17 protein-coding genes and 4 tRNA genes are annotated in these 17,735 nt (G+C 63.6%); 16 read left to right on the top strand and 5 right to left on the bottom strand.

Features of this window, described 5'->3' with window-relative positions:
* Positions 1–6: 6 nt before the first annotated feature.
* Positions 7–528, bottom strand: coding sequence for a SixA phosphatase family protein (locus LPB04_RS07255; RefSeq protein ID WP_193688050.1), 522 nt, complete (start codon positions 526–528; stop codon positions 7–9).
* A 104-nt stretch (positions 529–632) separates the two neighbouring features.
* On the opposite strand from LPB04_RS07255, the gene LPB04_RS07260 reads away from it, so the two are divergent.
* Positions 633–1,142: a GNAT family N-acetyltransferase gene (locus LPB04_RS07260; RefSeq protein ID WP_193688051.1), complete on the top strand. Its 510-nt coding sequence runs from the start codon at positions 633–635 to the stop codon at positions 1,140–1,142.
* Between the two features lie 60 nt (positions 1,143–1,202).
* On the opposite strand, the gene ttcA is transcribed toward LPB04_RS07260, so the two are convergent.
* From ttcA to LPB04_RS07275, 3 genes are read right to left on the bottom strand one after another with little or no spacing between them, the layout of a single operon-like run.
* Positions 1,203–2,126 (bottom strand): tRNA 2-thiocytidine(32) synthetase TtcA, encoded by a 924-nt coding sequence (gene ttcA, locus LPB04_RS07265; protein ID WP_193688052.1) that lies wholly within the window; start codon positions 2,124–2,126, stop codon positions 1,203–1,205.
* The gene (locus LPB04_RS07270; protein ID WP_193688053.1) at positions 2,123–2,521 is read right to left on the bottom strand and encodes a dihydroneopterin aldolase; all 399 of its coding nucleotides are present in this window, start codon (positions 2,519–2,521) and stop codon (positions 2,123–2,125) included. Before LPB04_RS07270 ends, ttcA begins: the two co-directional genes overlap by 4 nt.
* A 23-nt stretch (positions 2,522–2,544) precedes the next feature.
* Positions 2,545–3,330, bottom strand: a complete 786-nt coding sequence (locus LPB04_RS07275) for an SDR family oxidoreductase (protein ID WP_193688054.1) — start codon at positions 3,328–3,330, stop codon at positions 2,545–2,547.
* 55 nt (positions 3,331–3,385) lie between these two features.
* On the opposite strand from LPB04_RS07275, the gene LPB04_RS07280 reads away from it, so the two are divergent.
* The 4 genes from LPB04_RS07280 (at position 3,386) to LPB04_RS07295 (ending at position 8,935) form a co-directional block, all read left to right on the top strand.
* On the top strand, positions 3,386–4,534 hold the full coding sequence (locus LPB04_RS07280; protein WP_193688055.1) for a class I SAM-dependent methyltransferase: 1,149 nt from the start codon (positions 3,386–3,388) through the stop codon (positions 4,532–4,534).
* 90 nt (positions 4,535–4,624) lie between these two features.
* Positions 4,625–5,545, top strand: a complete 921-nt coding sequence (locus LPB04_RS07285) for a J domain-containing protein (protein ID WP_193688056.1) — start codon at positions 4,625–4,627, stop codon at positions 5,543–5,545.
* Positions 5,546–5,702: 157 nt separating this feature from the next.
* Positions 5,703–7,322 (top strand): response regulator, encoded by a 1,620-nt coding sequence (locus LPB04_RS07290; protein WP_193688057.1) that lies wholly within the window; start codon positions 5,703–5,705, stop codon positions 7,320–7,322.
* Between the two features lie 35 nt (positions 7,323–7,357).
* The gene (locus tag LPB04_RS07295; RefSeq protein ID WP_193688058.1) at positions 7,358–8,935 is read left to right on the top strand and encodes an HDOD domain-containing protein; all 1,578 of its coding nucleotides are present in this window, start codon (positions 7,358–7,360) and stop codon (positions 8,933–8,935) included.
* Here LPB04_RS07295 and LPB04_RS07300 read toward each other — a convergent pair.
* The gene (locus tag LPB04_RS07300) at positions 8,898–12,158 is read right to left on the bottom strand and encodes an EAL domain-containing protein (RefSeq protein ID WP_193688059.1); all 3,261 of its coding nucleotides are present in this window, start codon (positions 12,156–12,158) and stop codon (positions 8,898–8,900) included. The genes LPB04_RS07295 and LPB04_RS07300 overlap by 38 nt on opposite strands.
* Before the next feature lie 209 nt (positions 12,159–12,367).
* Here LPB04_RS07300 and LPB04_RS07305 point away from each other — a divergent pair.
* The 11 genes from LPB04_RS07305 to rplL all read left to right on the top strand — a co-directional run bounded on the left by LPB04_RS07305 (position 12,368) and on the right by rplL (position 17,661).
* Positions 12,368–12,452: transfer RNA gene (locus tag LPB04_RS07305), tRNA-Tyr, on the top strand.
* Between the two features lie 38 nt (positions 12,453–12,490).
* Positions 12,491–12,564, top strand: a tRNA-Gly gene (locus LPB04_RS07310).
* A gap of 37 nt (positions 12,565–12,601) precedes the next feature.
* Positions 12,602–12,676: transfer RNA gene (locus LPB04_RS07315), tRNA-Thr, on the top strand.
* 76 nt (positions 12,677–12,752) lie between these two features.
* Positions 12,753–13,943, top strand: a complete 1,191-nt coding sequence (gene tuf, locus LPB04_RS07320) for an elongation factor Tu (RefSeq protein ID WP_193687473.1) — start codon at positions 12,753–12,755, stop codon at positions 13,941–13,943.
* 110 nt (positions 13,944–14,053) lie between these two features.
* Positions 14,054–14,129 (top strand) — tRNA-Trp (locus LPB04_RS07325).
* A gap of 36 nt (positions 14,130–14,165) precedes the next feature.
* A complete protein-coding gene (gene secE / locus LPB04_RS07330; RefSeq protein WP_193688060.1) occupies positions 14,166–14,555 on the top strand; it encodes a preprotein translocase subunit SecE in 390 nt (129 codons plus the stop codon).
* A complete protein-coding gene (nusG, locus tag LPB04_RS07335) occupies positions 14,555–15,181 on the top strand; it encodes a transcription termination/antitermination protein NusG (RefSeq protein WP_407943884.1) in 627 nt (208 codons plus the stop codon). Before secE ends, nusG begins: the two co-directional genes overlap by 1 nt.
* Positions 15,182–15,291: 110 nt before the next feature.
* Complete coding sequence (rplK, locus tag LPB04_RS07340) at positions 15,292–15,723, top strand: 50S ribosomal protein L11 (protein WP_193688062.1); 432 nt, start codon at positions 15,292–15,294, stop codon at positions 15,721–15,723.
* On the top strand, positions 15,723–16,418 hold the full coding sequence (rplA, locus tag LPB04_RS07345; protein ID WP_193688063.1) for a 50S ribosomal protein L1: 696 nt from the start codon (positions 15,723–15,725) through the stop codon (positions 16,416–16,418). Before rplK ends, rplA begins: the two co-directional genes overlap by 1 nt.
* A 274-nt stretch (positions 16,419–16,692) precedes the next feature.
* Complete coding sequence (gene rplJ / locus LPB04_RS07350) at positions 16,693–17,223, top strand: 50S ribosomal protein L10 (RefSeq protein WP_193688064.1); 531 nt, start codon at positions 16,693–16,695, stop codon at positions 17,221–17,223.
* 63 nt (positions 17,224–17,286) lie between these two features.
* Entirely contained in the window at positions 17,287–17,661 is a 375-nt protein-coding gene (gene rplL / locus LPB04_RS07355) for a 50S ribosomal protein L7/L12 (RefSeq protein WP_193688065.1), read from the top strand.
* The last annotated feature ends 74 nt before the right edge of the window (positions 17,662–17,735 follow it).

Below are 17,735 nucleotides of genomic sequence, written 5' to 3' on the forward strand. Positions count from 1 at the left end.
AAAGGTTCAGGGCGCGGGACCGGTCGCCGGCGGGGACGTGAACAGCACGGTCGCCACGCTGCCGCCGGCGCCGGGAATGAGCTGGTACAGGCGGTCGTATTCGTTGTCGGCGATCTCCAGCCCCGGCTGCCCGCCGAACAGGCGTACCAGTTCCGACAGGGTGTTCGAGTGGCCGACGACGAGCACCGGGCCGCTCAATGCCTTGACCTTCTCGACCAGCGCCCTGGGCGTGCGCGGATCGTATTCCTGCACTTGCACGCCGCTCGCCTGCGCCAGCGGCTGCGCGGTCTGGCGGGTGCGGCGGGTTGCTGTACTGAAGATGTGCGCGATGCCGGTTTTACCCAGCATCGTCGCGATGTTCTGCGCGCGCAGGCGGCCCTGCGGTGACAGTTCCGGGTCCTTGCCCTCGAGCGCCTTTTCGCCATGGCGTACCAGGTAAATCATCGACGGCTCCGCGCTGGCGGCACAGGGCGCCAGCAGGGCAAGGGCAAGAGCGAAAACGCCGGACAGGCGCGCGAACAGGGGCATGGTGTCTCCATCATGAAATCGAACAAAAACAGGCGTGAACCGGGCATGGTTGGTGCTATTCTTTCTGGCAACAAAACGACGCTGTCCACAAGGATGCCACCACGATGATTGTCCTGCAAACCGAACGGCTACGGGTGCGCCATATGGTGCCGGAGGACGCCGCCTTCATGCTCGGCCTGCTCAACGACCCCGCATGGCACCGCTACATCGGTGACCGCGGCATCCGCACGCTCGAGGGCGCGCGCGATTACATCCTCACCGGTCCAATGGCGATGGTGGCGCGCCTCGGCTTCGGCTTCGATATCGTCGAGCGCGCGGAAGACGGCTGCCCGATCGGCGTCTGCGGCCTGGCCAAGCGCGATTTTCTCGACGATGTCGATATCGGCTATGCCTTCCTGCCGCAGTACGGCGGCCAGGGTTACGCCATCGAGGCGGCCAGGGCCGTGCTGGCGCATGCGAAACGACTGGGATTGAAGCGCATCGTTGCCACCGTCCGTCCCGACAACAGCGCCTCCATTCGCGTGCTCGAAAAACTCGGCCTGCGCTTCGAGCGCATGATCCAGGCGCCGGATACCAGGCGCGAACTGCAGTTGTTCGCCATGGACCTCGCCTGAGCGGAGCAAAAAAAAACGGCAGCGTGCGCACGCTGCCGTGTTTACTACAACCTGGCCGATTTACAGCTGCGTCAGCGAAATCGTGTTCGCCACCGGCGTCGAGCACGGCTCTTCGTCGAAGGCGATATCGCCCAGCGGATTGGGCACGCCATCCGTTTTCAGGTCCATGAAACCGAACAGATTCCGGTCCTGCAGGTGCGAGGGCACCACGGTCGAGAGCGACGAGAAGATATTGTCGACACGCCCCGGATGCGTCTTTTCCCAGCCGCGCAGCATGGCCTTGATCTGCTTCCGCTGCAGGTTTTCCTGCGAGCCGCACAGGTCGCACGGAATGATCGGGAAGTTTTTCACTTCCGCGTAGCGCTCCGTGTCCGCTTCTTTGACGTAGGCCAGCGGACGGATCACCATGTGCTTGCCGTCGTCCGACACCAGCTTGGCCGGCATGCCTTTCAGCTTCCCGCCGAAGAACATGTTCAGGAAGAAGGTTTCCAGGATGTCGTCGCGGTGGTGGCCGAGGGCGATCTTGTTGCAGCCCAGTTCGTCGGCGACGCGGTACAGGATGCCGCGGCGCAGGCGCGAGCACAGCGAGCAGGTCGTTTTGCCTTCCGGGATCAGGCGCTTGACGATGGAATACGTGTCCTGGTTTTCGATGTGGTAGGCCACGCCGAGTTTATCCAGGTAGGCCGGCAGCACCTCGGCCGGGAAATTCGGCTGCTTCTGGTCGAGGTTCACGGCGACGATATCGAAATGGATCGGCGCGCGCTCGCGCAGCGTCATCAGGATGTCGAGCAGGGCATAGCTGTCCTTGCCGCCGGACAGGCAGACCATCACCTTGTCGCCGTCTTCGATCATGTTGAAATCGCCGATCGCCTGGCCGACCAGGCGGCACAGGCGTTTATGGAGCTTGTTGTTCTCGTGGGCGATCTTTTCCAGTTTCTTCGCGTCCGCGCCTTCCGGGGACACGTCATTCAATACGGCACTCATGCTTCTTCCTTAATCTGAAACACTTCCACGCCGACGCCTTCGCAGTCGGGATACACGTCCGGCTTCATCGTCGAGACGCGCGCGGCGCGCACGCGCGGGTGGGCCAGCATGGCGCGCACGACGTCGTCGCACAGGGTTTCCTGCAGGTGAACGTGGCCTTGGGCCATGCGCTGGGCAATGGTCTCGCGCATGAAATCGTAGTCGACGACTTCATCGAGCTGGTCGGCCGTCGGGGTCGATTCGGCCAGCGGGATGTACAGGTCGACATTGATCAGGACGCGCTGTTCTCCCTTCTTTTCGAAGTCGTGTACGCCGATGTTGATCATCACTTCGTAGTTGCGCAGGAACAGCCGGCGGCAATCGCGCAAGCTCGGGTGGGTGAGGGCGGACAGCATAAGCAAGACCTTGTTAAGTTATTTCAATTCGTAAGAAACATCACATCGCGCGCCAGCGGCACCAGGTGCTGGCCGCCGTCGACCACCAAGGTGGTGCCGGTGAGCGCGCGTGCCGATGCCGCATAGACGACGGCGTCGGCAATGTCCTGGGGGGTCGAAGAGCGTCCCAGCGGCGTGACGGTGTGCGCCTTGCTGAAACCTTCTTCGCTCTGGTCGCCCGACACCATCGTGATGCCGGGCGCGACGCCGACGATGCGTACCTGGGGCGCCAGCGCCTGGGCCAGCATGGTGGTGGCGGCGTCGAGCGCCGCTTTCGACAGCGTGTACGACAAAAAATCCGGGTTCAAATTGTACAGTTTCTGGTCGAGCAGGTTGATGACGACCGCCTGGCTGTTTTCCGGCGTCGCCGCATGTAAAGCCTGCGCCAGCAGCAGGGGCGCGGCCAGGTTCGTATTCATATGCGCGGCGAGCAAGCTAGGAGAAAACGTGGTGGCGCTGTCGTATTCGAACAACGAAGCATTGTTGACCACACAGGTTACCCGTCCCAGTGCTTCGGCGGCGCGGCCCGGCAGGGCGCGTACTGCCGCCTCATCGCTCAAATCGGCCGGGAGCAGGGCGGCGCGCCGGCCGAGCCCTTGAATCGCGTCTGCCGTTTCCTTCGCTTCGCGTTCCGAGTGGCGGTAGTGGACGGCGATGTCCCAGCCGGCGGCGGCCAGACCGAGCGCGATCGCGCGGCCGAGGCGGCGTCCGGCTCCGGTGACGAGCGCGACCTTGGTCTGGTCCCCGGCGCTTGGCGTGATGTGCGTCATAGTCTTGGCATTGGCTGAAATTGTTGATCCGTGCCGATCTGGCTACAATGCCGGGATGTCCCTGCCCCTTCCCGACAGCGACGCGCTGGCCGCGTCCCATGCCCTGCAACAGGAAATTGCCACCGCCATTCAACAGGCGGGCGGCGCCATTCCCTTCTCTCGTTTCATGGAGCTGGCGCTGTATGCGCCCCGGCTCGGCTACTACAGCGGCGGCGCGGCCAAGCTGGGGGCGAGCGGCGATTTTACGACCGCGCCCGAGATCTCGCCCCTGTTCGGGGCGGCGCTGGCACGCGCGGCAGCCGCTATTATCGCCCAAAGCGCGCCCAACATCATCGAATTCGGCGCCGGCACCGGCAAGCTGGCGCGCGACGTGCTGACCGCCCTCGCCGACGAAGGCGTGAAGGTGGAGCGCTACACCATCATCGAACTGTCCGGAGAACTGCGCGCCCGCCAGCAGGCGGAGTTAAAAGATTTTCCGCAGGTCGAGTGGCGCGACGGCTTTCCCGCGTCCTTCAGCGGCGTGGTGCTGGCCAACGAAGTGCTCGACGCCATGCCGGTCGAGCTGGTGCTGAACACTCCCGAAGGCTGGCGCCGCCAGATGGTGACGATCGAGGACGGCCGTTTTACGTATGTCCAGGCCGAACTCGACGCGGACCTGGCGGCCCAGCTGGCGCGCCAGATCCCGGACGCGGATTCGCTGCCCGAGGGGTATCTGACCGAACTGCACCCGGTCGCCTGCGGCTTCATGGGTTCGCTGGCGAGCATGTTCGAGGGCGGCAAGGGTGCGGCCATTTTGCTCGATTACGGCTTCCCGGCCCACGAATACTATGTCGACCAGCGCAGCGGCGGCACATTGATGTGCCATTACCGCCACCATTCGCACCCGGATCCCTTTTATTTGCCGGGGCTGCAGGACATCACCTCCCACGTCGAGTTTACCGCGATGGCGCTGGCGGCCCAGGACGCTGGATTGCCGGTGCTGGGCTATATGAACCAGGCCGGCTTCCTGCTCGGTTGCGGCATCGGTGACCTGCTGATGCGTACGGATCCCAACGATGTCGTGCGTTATTTGCCACAGTCGAAAGCGGTTCATAAGCTGGTGGCGCCGAGCGAAATGGGCGAGTTGTTCAAGGTACTGATCGTCGGCCACGAGGTGGAGCTGCCCGACGCGATCGCACAAGCGGATCGCAGCCGCCGTTTGTAGACTTTATGGTATCTTGCGCTGGGGATACAAACCCGGCTATGCTGTCCCGATCAGCCTCCGGGACCGCTGACCTTCCACCAGACCCGCACCATGGCCAAGATCCACACCCATTACGACAACCTCAAGGTGGCGCGCGGCGCGCCGCAGGAAGTCGTGCGTGCGGCCTACAAGGCGCTCAGCCAGAAATACCATCCAGATAAAAACCAGGGCGACGAAAAGGCCGCCCGCATCATGGCGATCGTCAACACCGCCTACAACATCCTGTCCGATCCGGTGCGGCGCAGGGAGCACGACGAGTGGATCGCGGCCGAGGAATGGGAAGTCGAGTGGCTCGAGAGCAGCGGCGACGAGGGACACCGCGAGGGGGGCACCCGCGTGCGCGGCGAGAACTGGGAATCGCCGCCGCCCGCGCCGCGCCCGCGCCGCCGCCTGCTGCGCGACCCGCGCTGGTGGCTCGGCCTGCTCGGCGGCATGGCGGTCGGCGCCGTGTGCGTGCTGGTGCTGCTGCAGCCGCGCGTCCTGCCGGCCGCGCTCGCTTTCAGCGGCAAGGAGCAGGCGGCCGCGCTGACCTCGATCCCGAATCCCGATCCGGACGCCTGGGCCAGCCCGGCCGGCGCCAAGGCGCCGTCCGTCAAAACCCTGGCCGTGACCCAGCTGCTGGTACCGCCGCGCCAGCCCGAGTGCGATACCGATCTGGCCACCCCGGAAGCGCCGAACGGCGAGCCCTGGCCCGAGCAGTCCGGCTACGTCCCCGGCTACCCGCTGGGCAACAGCGGCCGCGAAATGACGGTCGTGGTCGACAACAGCGCGAATCCGACGCCGGTGTTCGTCAAGATTGTTGACCTGGAGCGTCGCTCGAACGTGCGCCACGCGTATGTGCTGGGGAACGGCACGCTGACGATCGACGGGCTGGCAGCCGGCAAGTACGAGGTGCGCTATCAGAACGTGGTCGGCAGCGCCGCGCGTAGCGAATGCGCCAATCGCACCCGCCGCGCGGATGCGGGGTTTTAGCAGCTCAATTCTCACCACCTGTTGCTTTTTCCCACTAGCAACCCGGTTTTCCGCAAGCCCCGACCCGATTTAGCTATTTTGTTCCCACGGCGTAATATACTCGTCCGGCAGCGGCCAGCGTAGCCGCCACTTGCCGCTGGCCCGAACGGAAATCGCCATGAACGAATTAGACGGCCTCACCGCCCTGCTCATCGAGCCCCACTCGGGCATGCGGGCCAACATCCACAGCATGCTCAACATGTGCGGCCTGACCCGCATCGAGCACGCCAGCAGCGCCAACCAAGCAGTGAAACAACTGACCCTGCGCAGCTTCGACCTGGTGCTGTGCGAATACGACCTCGAAGGCGGCCAGGACGGCCAGCAGCTGCTCGAAGATTTACGTCACCATAAGCTGGTGTCGCTGGCGACGATGTTCTTCATGGTCACGGCCGAGGGAGACTACGGCAAGGTCGTCAGCGCGGCCGAACTGGCCCCCACCGACTACATCCTGAAACCGTTTACGGCCGACCGCCTGCTCGAGCGCATTGCGCGCGCGCTGGAAAAACGGAACGTCTTCCTGCCCGTCTACCGCCTGATGGAGGCGGGTGCCCAGCATGAGGCGATCGAGGCCTGCATCGCCGGCGAGGCGGCGCATCCGCGCCACACGGTCGACTTCCTGCGCCTGCGCGCCGAGCTGCACCTGTTCCTGGGCGAAGCGAACCTGGCCGAACCGATCTACCGCCAGCTGGCCGAAAGCCGTGCCATCGCCTGGGCCCGGCTCGGGCTGGCGAAAACCCTCTACCTGCGCGAGCAGTACGAGGAAGCCGGCAGCCTGCTCACGGAACTGGTGCAGACCAACACGAATTTCGTCGACGCCTACGACTGGCTGGCGCGCACTCACACGGCGATGGGCGAACTCGAACAATCGCAGGCAGTGCTGGGACGCGCGGTAGCGGTCAGCCCGCACGCGGTGCGGCGCCTGCGTACCCTGGGCGAAGTCGCCTTCGCGGCCGGCGACGACGAGACCGCCGAAAAGGTGTTAAAACAGGTCGTGGCGAAAGCCAAATATTCGGAATTCCGCGATCCCGAAGACCACGTCAAGCTGGTGCGCACCCTGGTGCGCAAGGGCGATCCGGTGGCGGCCGCCTCCGTGATTCGCGACCTCGACCGCTCGATGGGCGGCAAAGGCCATGCCGACGCCTGCAGCGCGATTTCGTCGGCCCTGCTGCACGAGTACACGGGCAACGAAGAGCGCCTGCTGGAATCGCTGAATGCCGCCGTGGCCGCCAGCCGCGACCTCCCCGGCATGTCGGCCGACCTGAAGCTGGAACTGGCGCGCAGCTGCCTTGCGCACGACATGGCCGAAGGCGCGACCAGCCTCGTGCGCGACGTGATGCGCAACGCGGCCGACGCCACCGCGATGGACCGCGCGATGAGCGTCATGGCCCAGGCCGGGCATGCAGAACTCGGCGTCAATCTGGCCCAGGAAACGCGCCAGCACGTGGTCGACCTGGTGGCCGGCGGCGCCGAGTGCGCCCGCAGCGGCGATTACGCGGGCGCGGTGACCCTGATGCAGGAGGCGGCGCAGCGCATGCCGGGCAACCCCCAGGTCGCCTTCAACGCCGCCCTGGCGCTGCTGCGCTGCCTGGAGCACACCGGCTGGGACGATAAACTGGGCCAGCAGGCCCTGGCGCAACTGGCGGCCGTACGCCGCCTCGATCCGCGCAATCCGAAGCTGGCGGCGCTCACGGCGCTGCACCAGACCGTTCTCAAAAAATACAAGAAGTCCAATAAATAACAGGCCGCACGGGCCAGAAAAGCCGGTAATCCCAGATGTCAGAAGCACGGATAGCAAATGCGCAGCCGCAGGACGAAAGCGCGACCCGCCGCGTGCGCGCGGCCTTGATGCAAAAAGTGAACGGCGACGAAGAGATGTTCGCCCTGGGTGGTTCGATCGCACGCGTGATCGAACTGGCCGACGCCGACGAACCGGGTCCGCACGATCTCGCCTATTTCGTCCTGTCCGACGTGGCGCTGACCCAGCGCATCCTGCGCCTGTCGAATACGGTCCGCTACCGCACGGTCTCCGGCACTGCCGTCACCACGGTCTCGCGCGCGATCGCGCTGCTCGGCTTCGACAACGTCAAGACGACCGCGCTGGCGATGCTGCTGGTCGATACCCTCGACAACGGCGCCCACGCCGGCAGCGTGCGCGTCGAACTGGAAGCGTCCCTGTGCGCCAGCCTGGTCGGGCGAGAAATGGCGAAATTGTCCTTCTACCAGGGCGCCGAGGAAGCGGCGATCGGGGCGCTGTTCAAGAACCTGGGCGCCTTGCTGGTCGCCTCGCACGAACATGCGCGCTACCGTGAGATCAACCAGCTTGCCGCTGCCGGCAAGCACACGCCTGCGCAAGCTTCGCAGATGATCCTCGGCTGCAGTTACGACACCTTGTCGGCCGCCGTACTGGCCGAGTGGAAGATCCCGGACGTGATCGTGCGCGCCCAGGCGGCGCTGCCGCCGGGGACCTTGAAAACGGCCGGCAGCCGCGCCGAATGGATGCGCCAGGTCGCCTCGTTCAGCCTGGAGGTGGCGCGTCTTCTGGGCCGCCATGGCGGACCGGAAGACGCTGCCGCGACGCCGGAAGCACGCGCACTGCTGGCGCGCTACGGCGCCGCCTTCGAGATCGATGCCAAAGCATTGGAGCGCCTGTTCACGAACGTGGCCGAAGGCATGCAGGGCCTGATGGAAAGCATGAATCTGCAGCCGCTCCCAAAACCCGAGCCGGAGCCGGGCGATGGCCTGCCCGACGTGCTGATGCTGGCCACGCTCGATGCCGGAGAAGAGGAGGAGGGCGCCTGGCCGAGCGGCAAACCGAAGAATGCGCGCGAGCTGCTGCTGGCCGGGGTGCAGGACGTGACCCAGTTGCGCGCGAACGGTAAGGCACGCGTCAACGACGTCATCCTGGCCGTGCTCGAAACCCTGTACCGCGCGCTGGGTTTTCGCTTTGCCACCGTCTGCCTGAAAGATGCGCGCGCCGGGCAGTACCGGGCGCGCGTTTCCTTCGGCCCCGAGCAGGCGCGGGTCCAGGCCGGCTTCGTGTTCCCGATGTCCGCTCCAGGCCCGGCCCGGGGCGGACGCGACCTGTTCCTGCTGGCGATGGACAACGACGCCGACCTGATGATCTCGGATGCGGCGAGCCCGAAGATCCGCGAGTTGCTGCCCTCCTGGCACCGCGCCCTGCTGCCCGACGCGAAGAGTTTTATCGTGCTGCCCCTGGTGGTGGGCAAGGCCCAGCTCGGCTTCTTCTATGCCGACCGCGCGCAGCTTGCGCCCGAGGGCGTGCCGCCCGACGAAACGGCCATGATCCGCGCCCTCAAGCGTCAGGTACTGGCTGCGCTTGCCGCCGGATGAATTCGCGGAACTCCCCGGCCGGCATCGGCCGCGCGAACAGGAAACCCTGCGCCTCGTCGCCGTGCTTGTCGCGTAAAAAGCCCCATTGCGCCTGGGTCTCGACGCCTTCGGCCACCACCGTCAACCCGAGCGAATGGGCGAGGCCGATGGTAGCGGCGACGATCACCGCATCGTTCTGGTTGTGTTCGATGTCTTTGACAAAACCGCGGTCGATCTTGATGCGGTCGATCGCGAACAGCTTCAAATAGGCCAGCGACGAATAGCCGGTGCCGAAGTCGTCGATCGCCAGTTTGAAACCGCGCGTGCGCAGCTGGCGCAGCAGCTGGCGCGTCGCTTCCGGGTCGCGCATGGCCGCCGTTTCCGTGATTTCGAGTTCCATCAGCGACGGGTCGATCCCGTAATGGGCCACCAGTTCATCGAGGCGCGAGAGCAGCGTGCCGCCCGAGAACTGGCGCGCCGACAGGTTGACGGCCAGGCGCAGGTCTTCCAGCCCCTCGCGCTGCCATTGCGCCAATAAAGCCATGGTCTGGCCCAGCACCCAGTCGCCGAGCGGCACGATCATGCCGCTCTCTTCGGCGACGGGAATGAAGCGGCTCGGCTCGACGCTGCCCAGTTCCTGGTCGTTCCAGCGCAGCAGCACCTCGGCGCCGATCACGCGGCCGGTCTCGAGTTCGACTTGCGCCTGCAGGTAGAGCTCGAAGTCCTCGGCGTGCAGCGCGCCCCACATCCGGTTTTCCAGCAGCAGGTGCTCGTGGGTGGCGGCGTTCATCGCCGGCGAAAAGAACTGGAAATTGCCGCGTCCCTGACGCTTGGCCGCGTACATCGCCATGTCGGCGTGCCGGATCAGGGTTTCGGCGTCTTGCCCATCGTCCGGGAACAGGGCCACGCCGACGCTGCAGCCGCTGTGGGCGGTCGACCCGTTGAGCTGATACGGCTGCGACAGCGACTCGACCACGCGCACGGCGACGCTGGTGACGCTGTCGGGCGTGAGCGGGCCGGCCAGCACGATGATGAATTCGTCGCCTCCCAGGCGCGCCAGGGTATCGACCTCGCGCAACAAATCCTTCATGCGTTCGGCGGCGCCCACCAGCAGCTTGTCGCCGGCCGCATGGCCGAGCGAATCGTTGATCTTCTTAAAATGGTCGAGGTCGATGAACAGCACCGCCGTCGGCTGGCCGAGGCGGCGTGCGCTGGCCAGCTGCTGCTCGAGGCGCACGTTCAGCGCAAAGCGGTTTTCCAGGCCGGTGAGGGCGTCGTGGTGGGCCAGTTTATAGATGCGCTCCTGCGAGCGCTGCTGCTCCGTCAGGTCGCGCAGGATGCACACAAAAAAAGCCTCTCTTCCCATCAGCACCGGCGCCACCGAGATCGACAGCGGGATGGTGTCGCCGCGCGCGTTGCGGCCCTCGAGCACGCACTCCTCGGGCGGCGCCGTGGCCAGCCGCGCCAGCTCGGCGCCCGCATCGCCGGCGGCGCCGCCCGCATTCGGCACCAGCGCGCCGAGGAACAGGCCGTCCAGGTGCTGGGGCGCATAGCCGAACAGGCGCGCGGTGGCGGCATTCGACGAGACCAGGAAGCCGGACGCGTCGACGGTGACGATGGCGTCGGCCGCATTGTCGAGGATGGCCTCGAGGCGCGCCTCGCGGTCGCGCAGGCGCGCCGTGCGGTCCGCGACTTGCTCCTCGATGACGGCGCGCTCGCCGCTGATGAGCAGCATCAGCGCGCCTAGCATGCCGGTCATCAGGAGCCCGGCCGAGAGCACCATCCAGCTGCCGGCGCCGGTTTCGGCCTCCTTGTAGGCGGGCGTCGGCCGGAAGCTCAGTTCATAGCTGCGCCCGGCGAAGGACAGCCGGACCCGGTAATCGTCGCGCTGCGGCTGGCCCATGGAACCGAATACCGGCAGCGCCGCGCCGTCGGTGACGTCGACCATGGCGGCATTGAAGCCATTGAAGCCCGAGCGCGCGATGGCCTGCTCCAGCAGGCGCTGGGCATTGAGGATGAAGATCACGACCCCGGCCGGCGGCCCTTCCCCTTCTCCCACCGCGCGTAGCAGGGCGATCCCGAGTCCGCGCGTGGACAGCAAGTCGAACGGCTCGGACGCGACCGGCGTGCGGGAGCCCATGGCGCGCGCGGCGACGGCGGCGCGTCCGGGCGCGGCCAGGAAGTCGACTCCGCGAATGAAATTATTCGACGCTGGCCAGAGGTAGAGCACCGGCAGGTAGCGCTCGCGCTCGCCCGCCGGCACCAGGCGCCGCGTCTCGTCCATGTCGGCGATGCCGATAAAGGCCGGGTCGACCGTGCGCCGTACCCAGGCCTCGAAGCCGGCGCGCTCGGCGTGTGTCACCGGCACCGCCCAGTTCACGCTCTGGATTTCCGGGCGCCCGTCGGCATAGCCGCCGGCGATGCGCAGGAACTTGTCGCGCGCAAGGATGTGCTCGGTGTCGGCGAGGGTGCGGGCAAAGGTGCCGACGAAGCGCACGTGTTCGTTGAATTCGGCCTGCAGCACGTCGGCCGTCTGCTGCGCCTTCAGGCGGTAGGGCAGCAAATGCTGCTCGTGTTCCCAGCCGAGAGACAAGCGGTAGATCGTGACGACCGCCGCGCTGGCCATCAGCAGCGGCAGGGCGACCAGCGGCGCCCGGCGGCGCCACAAGCGGCGCGGCGAGCCGCACACGATCCAGCACAGCGGCGCGGCGAGCAGGACGCCGAGCGTGTCCCCGGCCCACCAGGCGAACCAGAAGCGGGTCTGGGCCACCTCGTCGAAGGCGCCCAGCGCGTACAGCACCGGCACCGAGACGCTGGCGCTGGTCAGGCAGACGAGTGGGGTGAGCAGCAGGAAGGCCATCACGTCGTGCCCGGAATCGATCGCCGGGCGCATGTGGCGGCGGAACTGGCGTGCGCCCAGCCAGGCCTGCAGCAAGGCGCCGAGCCCGGCGGTGAGCGTCGCGATCAGGGCGCCCGACTGCGTCAGCGCGGGATTGTTGAAGTGAAGGGGAATGACGGCGAGCGCGGCGCCGATGGCGACTGCGGGCAGCACGCGCATGCCGCCGGCGGTGGCCATCGCCAGGCCGACGCCGGCAGGGGGAAACAGCGGCAGCGCATACCCGGCCGGCAAAGCGAGCCAGTTGTTCACGAGCCGCATGGCGAGGTAGACTGCAACGATCGACAGGCTCGCAACGAGGATCTGCGGCCAGCTCCAACGGGGGTAATGGGGCGCCTTGCTGTCCATGTGGTCAAGTGTTTACATGCCTGACGCATACAGTACAGCACCCACGAACGCTATAGTGCACCGATCGTAAAAAAAGAGCCTTGCAGATTCGCCCCCCCTACGGTTACAATCACGCCCCGAAGCAACGCTGCTATTTGAGCCAGGTAAGTGTAGTTGGCACAAATAGTTGACAGCATGTTGAGCTTGCTTCATACTCTGCGGTTCTTCGCGGTGGGGTGGCCGAGTGGTTAAAGGCAGCAGACTGTAAATCTGCCCTCTCTGAGTACGCTGGTTCGAATCCAGCCCCCACCACCAAATGAAGAAGTCGTGAAGTCGAATTGAAGTTGTACCTCGCGGGTGTAGCTCAATGGTAGAGCAGAAGCCTTCCAAGCTTACGACGAGGGTTCGATTCCCTTCACCCGCTCCAGTAAATTGTGCCGCAGTCTGTGCGGTGCAAACAATAAGCCCTTTTAGCTCAGTGGTAGAGCACTCCCTTGGTAAGGGAGAGGCCACGTGTTCAATCCACGTAAAGGGCACCAGAATTTAAGCGGCAGTGCGCTGTACTCGTCCGTCATGTGTGCCTGGTAATTCTCAAAATATCGTTAGGAGTCTCAAATGGCAAAAGGTAAATTCGAGCGGACCAAGCCGCACGTCAACGTCGGTACCATCGGACACGTTGACCACGGCAAGACCACGCTGACCGCAGCAATCGCAACCGTCCTGTCGAAGAAGTTCGGCGGCGAAGCGAAAGCATACGACCAGATCGATGCAGCTCCGGAAGAGAAGGCACGCGGCATCACCATCAACACCGCGCACGTCGAGTACGAAACCGCCGCGCGCCACTACGCGCACGTCGACTGCCCAGGCCACGCCGACTACATCAAGAACATGATTACCGGTGCCGCCCAGATGGACGGCGCGATCCTGGTGTGCTCGGCCGCTGACGGCCCGATGCCACAGACCCGCGAGCACATCCTGCTGGCGCGTCAGGTTGGCGTTCCTTACATCATCGTGTTCCTGAACAAGTGCGACCTGGTCGACGACGCAGAACTGCTGGAACTGGTCGAAATGGAAGTGCGTGAGCTTCTGTCGAAGTACGAGTTCCCAGGCGACGACCTGCCGATCATCAAGGGTTCGGCACGTATGGCGCTGGAAGGCCAGCCAGGCGAAATGGGCGAAGAGTGCATCATCCGTCTGGCCGATGCCCTGGACACCTACATCCCGACGCCAGAGCGCGCTGTTGACGGCGCCTTCCTGATGCCAGTCGAAGACGTGTTCTCGATCTCGGGTCGCGGCACCGTCGTCACCGGTCGTGTCGAGCGCGGCATCATCAAGGTCGGCGAAGAGATCGAAATCGTCGGCATCATCGACACCGTCAAGACGACCTGCACCGGCGTGGAAATGTTCCGCAAGCTGCTGGACCAGGGTCAGGCTGGCGACAACGTCGGTCTGCTGCTGCGCGGCACCAAGCGTGAAGACGTCCAGCGTGGTCAGGTTCTGGCCAAGCCGGGCTCGATCAAGCCGCACAACCACTTCACCGGCGAGATCTACGTTCTGTCGAAAGATGAAGGCGGCCGTCACACCCCGTTCTTCAACAACTACCGTCCGCAGTTCTACTTCCGTACCACCGACGTGACCGGCTCGATCGAGCTGCCAGCGGACAAGGAAATGGTCATGCCAGGCGATAACGTGTCGATCACCGTCAAGCTGATCAACCCGATCGCGATGGAAGAAGGCCTGCGCTTCGCAATCCGCGAAGGCGGCCGTACCGTCGGCGCCGGCGTCGTTGCCAAGATCATTGCCTAAGCAATAAAGAAGTTGTAGGGCCGAAGAGGTGGTGCCAACCACCTCTTCAAAAACATTCTGCACTGTGCGTTCGTATAGTGTAGAATGCGCGATTCAGCTGAAGTCTTCGTAGGGGTGTAGCTCAATTGGCAGAGCGTCGGTCTCCAAAACCGAAGGTCGCGGGTTCGATTCCCTCCGCCCCTGCCACCGAATTCTGGTGCGCAGCACCGAAAGTAAAGAAGAATGTCTAATCAATCCGTGCAAACCGTTAGCACCTCGAATGACAAGTTTAAGGTGGTCCTGGCGGTGGTTGCCGCGATTGCAGGCGTAATCGGGTTCTTTTACCTGAAAGGCCAGAACAAACCAGCCTTGGTCGCCGGCGGCGCCCTCTTGGCTGGTTTAGTTTTTGCTGTCCTGCTTTTGTGGTCCTCCACTTCCGGTCGCGAGTTCCTGAACTTCGCCAAAGAGTCCGTTCGCGAAACCAAGAAAGTCGTCTGGCCGAGCCACAAGGAAGCGCGCATGATCACCCTGATCGTGTTTGCCTTCGTGGTCGTGATGGCGATCTTCCTGTGGGGCACGGATAAGCTGTTGGAATTCCTGCTGTACGACCTGATCCTGGGGTGGAAACAATAATGAACGAAAATGTGCAAGACAATACGCCGGACGAAGTTCCGGCGTCTGACGCTGGTGCTCCGGCTCAGGACGCGCCAATGAGCGTCCCGGTCAGCAACAAGCGCTGGTACGTCGTTCATGTCTACTCGGGTATGGAAAAGAGCGTCATGCGCGCCCTGACCGAGCGCATCGAGCGCGCCGGCATGAGCGAGCAGTTCGGCCAGATCCTGGTTCCGACCGAAGAAGTCGTGGAAGTCAAGAACGGCAGCAAATCGGTTACCGAGCGCCGCTTCTTCCCTGGCTACGTGCTGGTCGAGATGGAAATGACCGACGAGACCTGGCACCTGGTGAAAAACACCAGCAAGGTGACCGGCTTCATCGGCGGCAAATCGAACAAGCCAACCCCGATTCCAGCGCGCGAGATCGACAAGATCATGCAGCAGGTCCAGGAAGGCGTCGAGAAGCCACGGCCGAAAGTGCTCTACGAAGTGGGCGAGCAGGTCCGGATCAAGGAAGGCCCGTTCACCGACTTCAACGGCAACGTCGAGGAAGTGAACTACGAAAAATCGAAGGTGCGTGTGACGGTGACCATCTTCGGCCGCGCAACTCCGGTAGAACTCGAGTTCGGGCAGGTAGAAAAAGTTTAAACGCAGTAATCGGAGCGTCGCAGCAGCAAGGCGGAATCCGGTAAGAGGAGCCCCGCCGAAGCGAGTAGTCGCGGTGGGGCGCTACTACTCAAAGCCAATTAGGAGCCATCATGGCAAAGAAGATCATTGGTTTTATCAAGCTGCAAGTGCCAGCTGGTAAAGCAAACCCATCCCCACCGATCGGCCCAGCGCTGGGTCAGCGCGGCCTGAACATCATGGAATTCTGCAAGGCGTTCAACGCCCAGACCCAGGGTGTCGAGCCAGGCATGCCGATCCCGGTCGTGATCACCGCGTTCGCCGACAAGTCCTTCACCTTCGTGATGAAGACCCCACCGGCAACCTACCTGATCAAGAAAGCCGCCGGCATCACCAAAGGTTCGCCGAAGCCACATACCGACAAGGTTGGCACGCTGAGCCGCGCCCAGGCCGAAGAGATCGCAAAAACCAAGCAGCCGGACCTGACCGCCGCCGACATGGACGCCGCAGTGCGTATCATCGCCGGCTCGGCACGTTCGATGGGCATCACGGTGGAGGGTGTGTAATGGCTAAGATTTCCAAGCGCGTCAAAGAAATGAAAGCGAAAGTCGACCGTAACAAGGTCTACGCCTTCGACAACGCAGTGTCGCTGGTCAAGGAATTCGCCACCGCCAAGTTCAACGAGTCGATCGACGTGTCGATCCAGCTGGGCGTGGATCCGAAGAAGTCGGACCAGGTCGTTCGTGGTTCGGTGGTCCTGCCAGCAGGCACCGGCAAGACCGTGCGCGTCGCTGTCTTCGCTTCGGGCGACAAGGCTGAGGCTGCACGTGCAGCCGGCGCCGACATCGTCGGTATGGAAGACCTGGCCGAGCGCGTCAAAGCCGGCGACATGCCTTTCGACATCGTCATCGCTTCGCCTGACACCATGCGTATCGTCGGTACCCTGGGCCAGATCCTGGGTCCACGCGGCCTGATGCCTAACCCGAAGGTCGGCACCGTCACCCCTGACGTCGCCACCGCGGTCAAGAACGCCAAAGCCGGTCAGGTCCAGTACCGTACCGACAAGGCAGGTATCATCCACGCCACGATCGGCCGCAAGTCGTTCGCTGACGCCGACCTGCAAGCCAACCTGGCTGCACTGATCGACGCACTGAACAAGGCCAAGCCGGCCACCTCGAAGGGCGTGTACCTGCGCAAGGTCGCGATCTCGTCGACGATGGGCGCAGGCGTCCGTGTCGACCACGCTTCGCTGGCTGCTTAAGTTTTATAAAGAATCAAGTCCCCGCAAAACATCAGCGGGGCGCATCTTTGGGCTGTTGCAGCAGACATGCTGCGGCAGGCAATCAAAGACCGTTGGGCCGGGCGCAGTGGTTGGGCAACTGGTTAATACATCACCCAACGCAGATGGTGTACCCGAACAAGTTTTGTAGTCCATGCTGCGTGAATTCATCCGCGTTAGTTTGACTTCTTAACTTCGGACGCCGTGTTCGAACCGATGCAAACGCTTTTGTTTGCATTAATTAAGGAGATTGACCGTGGGTCTTAATCTGAATGACAAAAAGGCCGTCGTCGAAGAAGTGAGCGCGAAAGTAGCATCCGCGCAAACGATCGTCGTGGCCGAGTACCGTGGCATCCAGGTTAGTCACTTGACGAAACTCCGTGCAACCGCACGTGCCCAGGGTGTGTACCTGCGTGTTCTGAAGAACACGCTGGCGCGCCGCTCTGTCGAAGGCACGCAGTTTGCCCCGCTGGCTGACGCCATGACCGGTCCGCTGATCTATTCGATCTCGGACGACGCCGTTGCTGCCGCTAAAGTCATCGCTGACTTTGCGAAAACCAACGACAAGCTGGTCGTGAAAGCCGGTAACTACGCAGGTAAGCAGCTCGACGTAGCTGGTGTTACCGCGTTGGCAAGCATTCCGTCGCGTGAAGTCCTCATCTCGCAGCTGTTGGGCGTGATGCTGGCTCCGGTGTCGGGCTTTGCACGTGGCTTGGCTGCCCTGGCAGCGAAAAAAGGCGAAGGTTCGGAAGCTGCTCCTGCAGCCGAAGAAACCGCTGCAGCGTAAGCGCAGCCCTTTTTCTCAAGTAACTGATCTGTACTACAAACACACACAAATCTGGAGTTTCAAATGGCAATTAGCAAAGACGATATCCTGAACGCAGTGAGCGAAATGTCCGTCATGGACCTGAACGAACTGGTCAAGGCATTCGAAGAGAAGTTCGGCGTGTCGGCAGCTGCAATGGCAGCACCGGCAGCTGGCGGCGGCGCTGCTGCTGCTGCTGTCGAAGAGCAGACCGAGTTCAACGTTGTTCTGACCGAAGTCGGCGCGAACAAGGTCGGCGTCATCAAAGCCGTCCGTGAAATCACCGGCCTGGGCCTGAAGGAAGCCAAAGACGTCGTCGACGGCGCTCCGAAGACCGTGAAAGAAGCCCTGCCGAAAGCTGACGCTGAAGCCGCCAAGAAAAAGCTGGAAGATGCTGGCGCCAAGGCCGAACTGAAGTAATCAAAAGCAATGGGCATCGCAAGGTGCCCAAAGCCGGAGTCAAAGCTTGCAAGCCCCGCCGGAAGGCGGTGCTG

It is taken from the genome of Massilia litorea (assembly GCF_015101885.1).
In the GTDB taxonomy this organism is placed as follows: Bacteria; Pseudomonadota; Gammaproteobacteria; order Burkholderiales; family Burkholderiaceae_D; genus Telluria; species Telluria litorea.